Annotated in this window: 10 protein-coding genes; 4 read left to right on the top strand and 6 right to left on the bottom strand. The window is 61.0% G+C overall.

Translation table 11 applies throughout. From position 1 onward, the window contains the following. The first annotated feature begins 55 nt into the window (after positions 1–55). On the top strand, positions 56–1,207 hold the full coding sequence (locus AC1RL4_RS07155; RefSeq protein WP_230175569.1) for an MFS transporter: 1,152 nt from the start codon (positions 56–58) through the stop codon (positions 1,205–1,207). 41 nt (positions 1,208–1,248) lie between these two features. Here the strand turns inward: AC1RL4_RS07155 and AC1RL4_RS07160 are convergent, their stop codons facing one another. The 3 genes from AC1RL4_RS07160 to AC1RL4_RS07170 all read right to left on the bottom strand — a co-directional run bounded on the left by AC1RL4_RS07160 (position 1,249) and on the right by AC1RL4_RS07170 (position 5,303). Beyond that, entirely contained in the window at positions 1,249–3,672 is a 2,424-nt protein-coding gene (locus AC1RL4_RS07160) for a TonB-dependent siderophore receptor (RefSeq protein ID WP_019579959.1), read from the bottom strand. A 97-nt stretch (positions 3,673–3,769) separates the two neighbouring features. Further along, positions 3,770–4,744 carry a FecR family protein gene (locus tag AC1RL4_RS07165; RefSeq protein WP_026331768.1) on the bottom strand — a complete coding sequence of 325 codons (975 nt, stop codon included), beginning with the start codon at positions 4,742–4,744 and terminating at the stop codon, positions 3,770–3,772. A gap of 58 nt (positions 4,745–4,802) precedes the next feature. Then, complete coding sequence (locus AC1RL4_RS07170) at positions 4,803–5,303, bottom strand: sigma-70 family RNA polymerase sigma factor (protein WP_019579957.1); 501 nt, start codon at positions 5,301–5,303, stop codon at positions 4,803–4,805. Between the two features lie 171 nt (positions 5,304–5,474). Between AC1RL4_RS07170 and AC1RL4_RS07175 the strand changes: the two genes are divergently transcribed. Together AC1RL4_RS07175 and AC1RL4_RS07180 are read left to right on the top strand one after the other, a co-directional pair. After that, entirely contained in the window at positions 5,475–6,602 is a 1,128-nt protein-coding gene (locus tag AC1RL4_RS07175) for an HlyD family secretion protein (protein WP_230175570.1), read from the top strand. An 8-nt stretch (positions 6,603–6,610) separates the two neighbouring features. After that, positions 6,611–8,203 carry a DHA2 family efflux MFS transporter permease subunit gene (locus AC1RL4_RS07180; RefSeq protein WP_019579955.1) on the top strand — a complete coding sequence of 531 codons (1,593 nt, stop codon included), beginning with the start codon at positions 6,611–6,613 and terminating at the stop codon, positions 8,201–8,203. A gap of 21 nt (positions 8,204–8,224) precedes the next feature. Here AC1RL4_RS07180 and AC1RL4_RS07185 read toward each other — a convergent pair whose 3' ends face one another. The 3 genes from AC1RL4_RS07185 to AC1RL4_RS07195 form a co-directional block, all read right to left on the bottom strand. Beyond that, positions 8,225–8,665: a carboxymuconolactone decarboxylase family protein gene (locus tag AC1RL4_RS07185; protein ID WP_019579954.1), complete on the bottom strand. Its 441-nt coding sequence runs from the start codon at positions 8,663–8,665 to the stop codon at positions 8,225–8,227. Between the two features lie 159 nt (positions 8,666–8,824). Continuing rightward, positions 8,825–10,273 (bottom strand): mechanosensitive ion channel family protein, encoded by a 1,449-nt coding sequence (locus AC1RL4_RS07190; protein WP_230175571.1) that lies wholly within the window; start codon positions 10,271–10,273, stop codon positions 8,825–8,827. Between the two features lie 136 nt (positions 10,274–10,409). Beyond that, positions 10,410–11,276 carry a pirin family protein gene (locus AC1RL4_RS07195; RefSeq protein ID WP_019579952.1) on the bottom strand — a complete coding sequence of 289 codons (867 nt, stop codon included), beginning with the start codon at positions 11,274–11,276 and terminating at the stop codon, positions 10,410–10,412. A gap of 243 nt (positions 11,277–11,519) precedes the next feature. Here AC1RL4_RS07195 and dkgB point away from each other — a divergent pair, with 243 nt between their 5' ends. Further along, positions 11,520–12,323: a 2,5-didehydrogluconate reductase DkgB gene (gene dkgB / locus AC1RL4_RS07200; RefSeq protein ID WP_019579951.1), complete on the top strand. Its 804-nt coding sequence runs from the start codon at positions 11,520–11,522 to the stop codon at positions 12,321–12,323.

Raw genomic sequence — 12,323 nt, forward strand, 5'->3', positions numbered from 1 at the left:
CTTTGCGGTTGTTCACTGTCCTTTGGGGACGCGACGTTTTTTGCCAAGGATCGATATGACCAGCCTCAACACCCGAGCCGCCTTCGTCCCCGGACGCCTGGAACAGATGTCCACGCGCATCGCCTTCTTCATCGCCGGTTTCGGCATCGCGGCCTGGGCGCCGCTGGTGCCTTATGCCAAGGCGCGGGCCGGGCTGGATGAAGGCACCCTCGGGCTGTTGCTGTTGTGCCTGGGCGTGGGTTCGATTCTGGCGATGCCCATGGCCGGGATTCTGGCGACGCGTTTCGGCTGCCGTCGGGTGTTGAGCGGCGGCACCTTGTTGATCTGCGCGGCGCTGCCGCTGTTGGCGACGGTGTCTTCGATTCCGGCGTTGATCGCGGCGTTGTTCATGTTCGGCGCGGGCCTGGGTACGGTGGATTCGACGGTGAACCTGCAAGCGGTGATCGTCGAGCGGGCCAGCGGCAAGACCATGATGTCGGGGTTTCATGGGCTGTTCAGCCTCGGCGGCATCGTCGGCGCGGCGGGTGTCAGCGCCCTGCTCGGTTTGGGCTTTTCGCCGCTGGGGGCGATGCTGGTGGTGATCGTGATTCTGGTGCTGGCATTGCTTAAAGCCGCGCCGCACCTGTTGCCTTACGGCAGTGAAAGCTCCGGCCCGGCGTTTGCCGTGCCCCATGGCATCGTGCTGTTTATTGGCGGGATGTGCTTCATCGTATTCCTGGCCGAAGGCGCGGCACTCGACTGGAGCGCGGTGTTCCTGACGCAGGAGCGCGGGATCGACACCGCATATGCCGGTCTGGGTTATGCAGCATTTGCGCTGACCATGACGCTCGGGCGTTTGACCGGAGACAAGATTGTCCGGCGTCTTGGTTATACGCGAGTGATTGTGTTCGGTGGGCTGACGGCCGCGACGGGCCTGGCGCTGGCGACGTTCGCACCGGCGTGGGAAGCGGCGCTGGTGGGTTATGCGTTGCTGGGGGCTGGCTGCTCGAACATTGTGCCGGTGCTCTATACCGCAGTCGGCAAACAGACCGTCATGCCCGAAAGCATTGCCGTGCCGGCCATTACCACATTGGGCTATGCGGGGATTCTCGCCGGGCCGGCGGTGATCGGCTTTATCGCCCATGGCAGCAGTTTGAGTTTTGCCTTTGGGTTGATGGCGATGTTGCTAGTGGCGGTGGCGATTGGCGGCAGGGTATTGAAGGTTTAAAAGCATCGCGGGCAAGCCCGCGATGAAGTTAACTCAGTCGATCAGAACCCGACGCTGGCCTGCACAAAGAACGTGCGTGGCGCGCCGACGTACATCCCCGAGTTGTTGTCGCTGGAACGGGTGAAATACTGCTTGTCGAAGATGTTTTTCACCCCGGCGCCGACTTTCAGGTTCGACAACTGCGAGCCGAAGTCATAACCACCGCGCACGTTCCAGGTCACATAACCCGGAATGTCGCCGTACTGGCCGTCTGCGGAACCTTCGGTGATGTAGTTGCCGCTGAAGCTGCCATCGGCATTTACACCGGTCCCCGGTGAACGCTGCCTGGACTGGGCAAAGGCATCGAGGTTGTAGGTCCAGCGGTTGATGTCGTAACGCAGCCCGGCGGTGGCCACCTGACGCGAGTAGAACGGCAGATCACGGCCCTTGAAGCCCGGGATCTCTCCTTCATATGTGGCGCGGGTGTAGGTGAAACCGGCGTTGGCGGTCAGGCCGTCGAGCATCGGGTTGAGCGCCGACAGGTCGTAATGCACCGACGCTTCAAGGCCCTGGTGCTTGGTCGCGCCGAGGTTGGTCCAACCCACGTCGTTACTGATGTATTGCAGTTCGTCATCGAAGTCGATGTAGAACAGCGTCACTTCCCCACCCCACACGTCATCGTTGTAGCGCGTACCGATCTCGTAGGTCTTGGCCTTTTCCGGGCTCAAGCCATTGGCGGTGTTGTCGCCCGAACCACCCTGGCCGAGCTGGAAATATTGCAGGCTGCCGAACGAGGTTTCGTAGTTGGCGAACAGCTTCCAGGCCTCGGACAGGTGATACATCACGCTCAGGGCCGGCAGCGGTTCGTTGCTGTCGATGCTGCGGCGCTTTTCCTGCACAGGTTTGCCGGCGGTGTCGAGCACCGGTCTGTCGTGCCATTCGGTGCTGATGCTTTCAAAACGGATGCCGGGGGTCACGGTCCAGTTGCCGACGTCGATCTTGTCATCGATGTAAACGGCGTGGGCTTCGGTGCCGCCAGTGCGGTCCTGGAACACATGGCCATCGGAAATTTTGCTGACCACCGGCTGATTGTTCACCAGCGCCAGACGGCTCGACTCTTCGTGCATGCCTTCTTTCAGGTAGCGATAACCGACGCTGGCTTCCTGCGTGGTCGGGCCCAGGTCGAACACATGGGACACCCGCGGCTCGATGCCGAAGGTGTAGTAAGTGCGTGGATAAGAGCTGAGGGTTTTCTGGTCACGCGCGGCGATGGTGCTGCCACGGAAGCTGTCGGAATAGTAGGTCAGCACTTCGGCCTGGGTCCGGTCGTCGATCTGCCGCGCCCACTTGAACGACACGTCCTTGCGGCGGCCGCTGAAGTTGTCATGGTCGCGGTCGGACTGGAACGGATCGGCGTCGTACTGCTTCTGCGTCAGGCCGCCGGGCATGTCGGCGCTGGCATCGTAGTAATGGAAGTTGAGGCTGAAATCGTCCTGATCGGTGGGCGCCCAGTGAGTCTTGAGGATCACGTCGTCGATGTCATTGCCGTTGTTGCTTTTGCGATAACCGTTGCCGTTCACCCCGGAATACAACAGAGCCACGCCCATGCCGTTATCGGCGGTGCCGCCGAGAAACGCGGTGTCGATGTGTTTCCAGCCACCGCGCTGGGTGGTTTCCAGAGTGGTGCCGATTTCACCGGTGGCTTTCTCCGGGATCGCGCGGGTGACGAAGTTGATCACGCCACCGACGTTCTGCGGCCCGTAACGCACGGAACCGGCGCCGCGCACCACATCAATGCTGTCGAGGTTGCCGGAGGAAATCGGCGCCATGGACAGTTGCGGTTGGCCATAAGGTGCGAAGGCGGCCGGCACGCCGTCGATCAGCACGGTGGAGCGTGGCGACAGGCGCGAGGTCAGGCCGCGCACGCCGACGTTCAGGGAAATGTCGCTGCCGCCGGTGCCGTTGGCGTCCTGCACTTGCACGCCGGGCACGCGCTTCAATACGTCGCCGACGTTCATCGCACCCTGCTCGACCATCGCTTCACGGCGAATCACCGTACGCGCGCCGGGATGGTTTTGCACCACGGCGGCATCGGCGTCACCGAGCCAGTCACCCACCACCTTGATGTCGGTCACGCCCAGTTCCAGCGGGCCATTTGAGGCGGAAGTCGGTGCCGGCATCAGCGTTACCGAACCTTCATCGATCTGGTATTGCAGACCGCTGCCTTGCAGCAATTGGCGCAAGGCCTGTTCCGGCGAGAGGTTGCCGTCCACTGCCGGAGCCTGTTTGCCGGCCACCAGTTCCGGGCTGAAAAAAACCTGCAGCGAGGTTTGCTGGCCCAACTGACTCAAGGCCTGGCCCAATGGCTGCGCCTGAATATGAATGGCATCGGCGGCGAATGCCTGAGGCAGCGCCGAGCTGACCGACAGGGCGAGCGCGAGGGGCAGCCAGGATGACTTGTTATTTTTAGCGGTGGTTTTCTTCACGTCGAACGTTGTCCTGTGGATCGCAAGAGTGTGCGTCTGTTAATGCAAACCAGTTGCAGTTGGACAAGAAGACGAAGAACTCGAAAAAAACCTGAATCTATCGGGAAATTATTTCCTGGCTGCCGTCATCAAGGGTGCGGATGGCCACCGGCAGAATGCTCGGCAAGGCCTTGAGCAGCGCATCGGTGTTGTCGGATTTGAACACGCTGGTCAGGCGCAGGTTGCCCACGTTGGTGCTGCCGACTGTCAGCGGTTTCTCCCGATAACGCGACACTTCTTCGGCCACTTCGCTGAGGCTGGCGTTGTTGAACACCAGTTTGCCGCTGCGCCATGCGGTCAGTTCCGCAGGGTTGACCGCATAGGCGGCTGCCACCTTGCCCTGGGCATTGATGCGAGTGCCGAAGCCGGCGGTGAGGCTGACGAAATCATCGCCGCCCCCTTGAACCCTGACCGTGCCCTGCTCCACCGCGACCCTTGTTTCGGCGCTGTCGCGGCGCACATCGAACCGGGTGCCGGTGACCGTGACCTTGCCGCGGCCCGCCTCGACCACAAACGGTCGACTGCTGTCGTGCTCGACGCTGAACATCGCCTCGCCTTGCGTCAACTCGATGCCGCGACGGTCCTTTTCATAGCGCACCTGTACCCGGCTGCGGCTGTTCAGATCAATCACCGAACCGTCCGGCAACGCCACATGACGACGTTCGCCAAGGGCTGTGGAATATTCAGCCGTGTAGGTCGCCGGAGAGTTCAAGCCACTGAATAGCCCCAGGCCGAGCGCCACCGCCAACACACTGGCGGCCACTGCGTAACGCACAAGCGGACGACGTTTACTGCGCGCCACCGGAGTTTCACACAGTGCGTGCAGACGCTTGGCCGGCAATCGATCGACCGCCACCCACAGGTTCTGGAGTATCTGATATTCGTTGCGATGCTGAGGGTGTTCGTCCAGCCAGATCTCGAAGCGGCTCTGCTCTTCGGCACTGACGGCAGGTTCCTGCAAACGCACAAACCACCGCGCCGCGTCGTCGCGAACCGTTGTTTGCCCGCACGCACAATCACGAGTATCCATCATGGAAAATCCTGCTTGGCTGGGGATGAGAAGCCGGCGATCTGTTCGGGACGACGCAACATCATGGTTGTGACCCGTCCAGACGATCACGCAGATGCCGCAGGGTGCGGATCATATACTTTTCCACCATGTTCCTGGACAGCCCCAGGCGCTCGGCGATTTCGGCCTGGGTCAGGCCTTCGATCTTCTGCCAGACGAACACCTTGCGGCAGTTGAGCGGCAACTCGGTGAGCGCCCGTTCAATGGAGTCGGCCAACTGGATCGCGTGCATGAAATGCTCCGGGTCGCCCGACGACGACACACTGTGATCGATCGCCTCCGACTCCATGGCGCCCCGCCGATCCTCACGCCGATAACCGTCCACCGCGATGTTGCGCGCGGTCTGGTGCAAATACGCCCGAGGTTGTTGCACCGCCGCCGAATCGGATTCGAGCACCCGCACGAAAGTGTCATGGGCCAGGTCCTCGGCCTGCTGACGATTTCTCAGGCGACGGGTCCAGGTGCCGATCAACTCTTCGTAATGCTCGAAAAAGCCGGGTCTGCGGGGCAGCTTGGGGGTCATTGCGGTGTGCTGTGGGGAGGAAGCGCGAATAGTAATGCTTCCTATTAACTGGAAGCAATGGATTCCACTTGGGAGCACCAGACGACCGGTAGCAAAAACCCATTGTCACGAAATATTACCTACGTCATATTACACACATAATAAAGCCTCGTTTCCCACAGGTATTTCTCCATGACCAGCATGCCCAGCCTCGAACCCGACCTTGCCGTCGCAGCGACCCCACCCAAGCCTCCCCTGCTGAAACGGATGGTGCTGCTGACGGCAGCCATCGCTGCCCTGGTGTTTATCGGGCTGTACGCGAACCATTGGTGGACTGCCGGGCGCTTCATTGAAGAAACCGACGATGCCTACATTGGTGGCGACGTCACGGTGATCGGCCCGAAGGTTGCCGGCTATATCGAAGAAGTGCTGGTGACCGACAACCAGAGGGTCAAGGCCGGCGATGTGCTGATCCGGATCGACGCCCGTGACTATCGCGCCAACCTGGCCAAGGCTGAAGGCGCGGTGGCCGCTGAAGAAGCGCTGCTCGCCAACCTCGACGCCACCGAACAACTGCAACACGCGGTGATCGGCCAGGCCCGCGCCGGTATCGATGCCGCGGGCGCCGAAACCGCGCGCTCGCGGGACGACAATGCCCGCTACAAACGCCTGGTGGGCAGCAATGCCGTCTCGGTGGAAAGCGCACAACGGGCCGATGCCACCTTCAAGACGGCCCAGGCGCAGAGTGCCCGGGCCCAGGCCGAATTGCTGGCCGCGCAACGCCAGTTGAACGTGATCGAAACCCAGAAACAACAAGCACGTGCCGCATTGGTACAGGCGCGGGCCGAGCGTGATCTGGCGCAGTTGAACGTCGGCTACACCGAGTTGAAAGCCCCCGTCGATGGCGTGATCGGCAATCGCCGGGCGCGGGTCGGCGCTTATGCCCAGGCCGGTTCGCAACTGTTGTCGGTGGTGCCGGCCAGCGGGCTGTGGGTCGATGCCAATTTCAAGGAAGATCAGCTAGCGCGGATGACGCCGGGCCAACGTGTGATCGTGCATGCCGACGTGCTCAAGGGGCGTGAATTCCACGGGCATCTGGACAGCCTGGCGCCGGCCAGCGGTTCGCAGTTCAGCGTGCTGCCACCGGAAAACGCCACCGGTAACTTCACCAAAATCGTCCAGCGGGTGCCGGTGCGGATCCTGCTCGACCCGGCGGATGGCGTACTCGGTCATCTGCGTCCAGGCCTGTCGGTGACGGCCGAAGTGGACACCCGCGCCGAGCCTGAAGCGCAAACCCCGACCGTGGCCAGCGCGCCATGAGCCGCGCCATGAGCCGCGCCCTCGCCGCCCCCGCGCAACCGTTCAACGCCGCCAACATGGCGACGGCGACCAAGGTGTTCGCCTTCGCCACGATGTGCATCGGCATGTTCATTGCGCTGCTGGATATCCAGATCGTCTCGGCGTCGCTGCGTGACATCGGCGGCGGGCTCTCGGCCGGCACCGACGAAACTGCCTGGGTGCAGACCAGTTACCTGATCGCCGAAATCATCGTGATTCCGCTGTCGGGCTGGTTGTCCCGGGTGTTCTCGACCCGTTGGTTGTTCTGCGCCTCGGCGATTGGCTTCACCCTGGCCAGCCTGCTCTGCGGCGTGGCCTGGAACATCCAGAGCATGATCGCCTTCCGCGCCCTGCAAGGGTTTCTCGGTGGCTCGATGATTCCGCTGGTGTTCACCACCGCCTTCTTTTTCTTCACCGGCAAGCAACGGGTGATCGCCGCCGCAACCATCGGCGCAGTGGCCTCGCTGGCGCCGACGCTGGGGCCGGTCATCGGTGGCTGGATCACTGACATTTCGTCCTGGCACTGGCTGTTCTACATCAACCTGGTGCCGGGGATTTTCGTCGCGGTGGCAGTGCCGATGCTGGTGAAAATCGACCAGCCGGAATTGTCGCTGCTCAAAGGCGCCGACTACCTGAGCATGCTGTTCATGGCGGTGTTTCTCGGTTGCCTGGAATACACCCTCGAAGAAGGCCCGCGCTGGAACTGGTTCAGCGACAGCACGATTCTGACCACTGCGTGGATCAGCGGCCTGGCCGGATTGGCCTTCATCGGTCGAACCTTGTACGTGGCCAATCCGATCGTCGATCTGCGCGCCTTGAAGGACCGCAACTTCGCCCTCGGCTGCTTCTTTTCGTTCGTCACCGGGATCGGCCTGTTCGCGACGATTTACCTGACGCCGCTGTTTCTCGGCCGGGTGCGTGGCTACAGCGCGCTGGACATTGGCCTGGCGGTGTTTTCCACCGGGGTGTTCCAGATTATGGCGATTCCGCTGTACGCCTTTCTGGCCAATCGCATCGACCTGCGCTGGATCATGATGACCGGCCTTGGGCTGTTCGCCCTGTCGATGTGGGATTTCAGCCCGATCACCCATGACTGGGGGGCTAGAGAATTGATGCTGCCGCAAGCCTTGCGCGGGATCGCGCAACAACTGGCGGTGCCGCCGGCGGTGACCCTGACCCTTGGCGGGTTGGCACCGGCGCGGCTCAAACATGCTTCGGGGTTATTTAACCTGATGCGCAACCTTGGCGGCGCGATGGGGATCGCCGCGTGCGCGACAATTCTCAATGACCGCACCAACCTGCACTTCACCCGGTTGGCGGAGAACCTCAACAGCACTAACGAAGCACTCAATCAGTGGCTGTCCCAGGTCGGCCATAACTTCGCCGCCCTCGGCCAGAGCGGTGACATCGGCCTCACCGCCAGCCTGCATCAACTGTGGCTGCTGACGTACCGCGAAGCGCAGACGCAAACCTACGGCGACGCGTTCCTGATGATCATGGTCTGCTTCATTCTCGCCACGGCGATGGTGCCCCTGATGCGCAAGGTGCAACCACCGGCCGCGCCGAGTGCCGATGCTCATTGAGCCCGGCGGCACTTCAAAAAGTCAGGCCTGAGGCATCTTGCGGAAGCCCACGGCCAGGCGGTTCCAGCTGTTGATGGTGGAAATCGCCACAGTCAGGTCGACCATTTCCTTGGGGCTGAACTCGGCGCTGAGCAGCGCATAGTCTTCGTCCGGCGCGTGGGTCAGGCTCACTTGGGTCATGGACTCAGTCCAGGCCAGTGCGGCGCGCTCGCGATTGGTGAAAAACGGAGCCTCGCGCCAGGCGGTCACGGCGAACAGCCGGCGTGGCGTTTCCCCATCCTTCATGGCATCGGCAGTGTGCATATCGATGCAGAAGGCGCAGCCGTTGATCTGCGACGCACGCAGCTTGACCAGTTCGATCAGCGACTTTTCCAGGGGCAGTTTCGAGACAGCGGTTTCCAGGGCCATCATGGCTTTGAAGGCGTCTGGGGAGGCAGTGTAGAAATCGATACGGGTTTGCATGGCGAGCTCCAATCACAATGGGTGTTGGCGCTACGTTAATGCGGACCTGAGGTTGAACAAATAGCCAATTATTGGGAAGTTGAGGATGCCAATAGACCAGAAGAATTTCAGAGAGGGTGCCGACGCCTGCTCGCGAAGGCGCCGGAACAGGCAACCAACCTATGAGTGACTACGATTGCGCAACCACTGCAAAAACCCTTTTTTCTCCACCACCTTGGGTGTTTCCTGACTCAGCGCCTGAGCCTTGTTCAAGCGGAAATCCAGCAACGTCTTCATCGCTTCACCGATGTCATGCCGCGCATCCAGGCACGGTTGGAGGTATTCCCTTTCGATCCGGTACAAGCTGCAGTTCGTCTTGGCTTTAAAATCCGCCGGCATCGCCATATCGGACAAAATCCCGCCCTCGCCGATCACCTCTCCCGGCCCCATGCGCCCGCTTTCGATCTTGACCCCGCCGCGGCTCAGCTCCACCGACACGACGCCGGATTCAATGATGAACAAATGATCGCTGACCTCCCCCGCTGGCAGGATCATTTCTCCGGCGCGGAAGGTTTGCAGCTTCATGTTCTGGCTGAAGGTTTCTTTCTCTTCCTGACGCAGGGTCGAGAAGATGTTCGAGCTGTCCAGCAACGCCCGCTGCCGTGACAAGGCCGCAGGAGCGTTGGGCTCGACGTTCGACAACAGGATGACGCCGGATGCCTGCAAGTGCCGGAACGCCAGGTCGAACAGCAGATTGCGCACCATGCGTTTCTGATCCATGGAGACCACGAAGCCGCTGATTTCATATTCCACGCCGGTGCTGCCGGAGCTTTTCAACGCCACGCACGGTGCCGGTTTGTCCAACAGAAAGCGGCACCCCTGCATGGCCCGCTCCAGGGCATCGATCACCGTTTGCGGACGCGCGTGGGGGCTCACTTGCAAACTGATCGAGACGCCGAAAATATCGCTGGGCCGGCTGAAATTGATGATCTTGGCCTTGGCCGCCAGGGAGTTGGGGATCACCGCCATGCTGCCTTGGGAGGTTTGCAGGCGTGTGGCGCGCCAATCGATGTCGGTGACCCGACCTTCGGTGCCATCGATGGAGATCCAGTCCCCCAGTTGATAGGGTTTGGTGGTGTTCAGGACGATCCCGGAAAACACGTCGCTGAGGGTACTTTGCAAGGCCAGGCCGACGACGATCGCCAACGCGCCGGATGTCGCCAGCACGCCCTTGACCGGCAATTCGAGCACGTACGCCAGGGCAGCAATGACCGCGATCAGGAAAATCACCGCGCCGAGCAAGTCCTGCAACAAGCGCCCGGTGTGCCCGACCCGTTGCATCATCACCGCGCCGAGCAATACCGTCAGGGTGCGCGCTGCGTATAGCCACCAGCCAATCTGCAAACCGGTTGCCGCCAGGTGCAACGGCACATTGTCGGCCCAGGGCGCCGGCGCCATGGGGTTCAAGCCTTCGTTGAACAGCAGCACGCTGAACAACGCGAAAATCACCACTCGCGCGGCCAGTTTCCAGTTGCTGCTACTGGCCGTGATCAAACGCCACAACACCAGATCGATCAGGATCAGGATCAGCGCGCTAAGCAACGGGTGATTGGTGAGCAGTGACAGCATCAAGCAACTCCAACAAAGGCCAATGGCATGAAGATCTCACAGATTGTAGGAGCTGGCGAAGCCTGCGATCTGCAAAACGCCACAAAACCAATGTGGGAGATACCAGGTTGCAGAGCAACCCACTACTGCGTTGTATTCAACCGCTCATCCGGCCGAACCGGCCCGACTGGAAGTCGCTGAAGGCCTGATGGATTTCCTGCTCGGTGTTCATTACAAACGGGCCGTGGCCGACGATGGGCTCGTCGATCGGCTCGCCGCTGAGCAGCAGCACGACTGCATCGTTGTCGGCTTCGAGGCTGAGCTGATCACCGTCGCGTTCGAACAACGCCAACTGCCCGTCACGCACCAGTTCCTGACCATTGACCTGAACCGTACCGCGCAGCACCACCAGTGCGGTGTTGCGTCCTTCATGCAGATCCAGGGTCAGCAACTTGCCGGCGTTCAAGCGCACATCCCACACGTCGATCGGCGTGAAGGTCCGCGCCGGGCCTTTGTGGCCGTCGAACTCACCGGCGATCAAGCGCAGGCTGCCGGCATTGTCTTTCAGCGGGATACGCGCAATGTCGCCGTCGAGAATCGTCTGGTAACCGGGCTCGGCCATCTTGTCCCTGGCCGGCAAGTTGACCCACAGCTGCACCATTTCCAGGGTGCCGCCGGTTTTGGCGAAACCTTCGGAGTGAAACTCCTCATGAATGATCCCCGAGGCCGCGGTCATCCATTGCACATCGCCGGGGCCGATCTTGCCGCCGCTGCCGGTGGAGTCACGGTGCTCCAGTTCGCCCTTGTAAACGATCGTCACGGTCTCGAACCCGCGGTGCGGATGCTGACCCACGCCACGACGCTCGGTGGTCGGAGTGAATTCGGCGGGACCTGCGTGATCCAGCAGCAGGAACGGGCTGATGTGTTTGCCCAGGTTGTCGTAGGAAAACAACGTGCGAACCGGAAAACCGTCGCCGACCCAATGAGGTCGTGGACTGGTGTAGATACCGATGATGTTTTTCATCTTTGCCTCTGAATCTGTTGTGTGACGCGATGGATAAAGCTTAAAACCATGACCTTTGGCGCACTAGACTGCAAAAATCAGCCTCATCGTTCTATCTGGGGAACGATGGAGGAAGATTTTTTGATCTTCCAACAGCCCATTCATGACTTGCGGTAAACAGTGCTTTGCCAAACCAGCGGTTTTTCTCAAAGGTGCAGCCGGGGATACTCCCGCCCATTCCCACTGCAACCCCTGGAGTCATTGATGTCTATTCCCGCATTCGGTCTTGGTACGTTTCGCCTGCAAGGCCAAGTGGTCATCGATTCGGTAAGCACCGGTCTTGAGCTGGGTTACCGGGTCATCGACACCGCGCAAATCTACGAAAACGAAGCCGAGGTCGGCCAGGCTATCGCTGCCAGCGGCATTGCCCGTGAAGAGCTGTTTATCACCAGCAAAATCTGGGTCGCCAATTTTGCCAAAGACCGGTTGATCGACAGCCTCAAAGAGAGCCTGGATAAGCTGCAAACCGACTATCTGGACCTGACCCTGATCCACTGGCCGTCGCCGGAAGATCAGGTGCCGGTCGAAGAGTTCATGGGGGCGCTGCTCGAGGCCAAACGACTGGGCCTGACCCGTCGGATCGGCGTGTCCAACTTCACGGTCGACCTGATGAAGCAAGCCATTGCTGCGGTCGGCGCCGAGAACATCGCCACCAACCAGATCGAGCTGCACCCGTACCTGCAAAACCGCAAGGTCGTCGAATTTGCGCAAAGCCAGGGCATCCAGATCACCTCTTACATGACCCTGGCCTACGGCGAAGTGCTGAAAAATCCGCTCATCCAGCAGATCGCCGATCGCCTGCAGGCGACGCCGGCCCAAGTCACCCTGGCCTGGGCCATGCAACTGGGGTACGCGGTGATCCCCTCTTCCACCAAACGCACCAACCTGCAAAGCAATCTGCACGCCTGCACCCTGACCCTGAGCGACGCCGACATGGCGCTGATCGCGGGCCTGGATCGCGGCCAGCGACTGACCAGCCCCAAAGGCATTGCGCCGCAGTGGGATTGA

The sequence above is a fragment of the Pseudomonas sp. GW822-FHT07A10 genome (assembly GCF_058798795.1).

What these genes read in the sequence shown, in the direction of transcription:
- AC1RL4_RS07155 (WP_230175569.1), top strand. Translation starts at nt 56, where the DNA reads ATGACCAGCCTCAACACCCGAGCCGCCTTCGTCCCCGGACGCCTGGAA.
- AC1RL4_RS07165 (WP_026331768.1), bottom strand. Translation starts at nt 4,744, where the DNA reads ATGATGGATACTCGTGATTGTGCGTGCGGGCAAACAACGGTTCGCGAC.
- AC1RL4_RS07170 (WP_019579957.1), bottom strand. Translation starts at nt 5,303, where the DNA reads ATGACCCCCAAGCTGCCCCGCAGACCCGGCTTTTTCGAGCATTACGAA.
- AC1RL4_RS07175 (WP_230175570.1), top strand. Translation starts at nt 5,475, where the DNA reads ATGACCAGCATGCCCAGCCTCGAACCCGACCTTGCCGTCGCAGCGACC.
- AC1RL4_RS07180 (WP_019579955.1), top strand. Translation starts at nt 6,611, where the DNA reads ATGAGCCGCGCCCTCGCCGCCCCCGCGCAACCGTTCAACGCCGCCAAC.
- AC1RL4_RS07185 (WP_019579954.1), bottom strand. Translation starts at nt 8,665, where the DNA reads ATGCAAACCCGTATCGATTTCTACACTGCCTCCCCAGACGCCTTCAAA.
- AC1RL4_RS07190 (WP_230175571.1), bottom strand. Translation starts at nt 10,273, where the DNA reads ATGCTGTCACTGCTCACCAATCACCCGTTGCTTAGCGCGCTGATCCTG.
- AC1RL4_RS07195 (WP_019579952.1), bottom strand. Translation starts at nt 11,276, where the DNA reads ATGAAAAACATCATCGGTATCTACACCAGTCCACGACCTCATTGGGTC.
- dkgB (WP_019579951.1), top strand. Translation starts at nt 11,520, where the DNA reads ATGTCTATTCCCGCATTCGGTCTTGGTACGTTTCGCCTGCAAGGCCAA.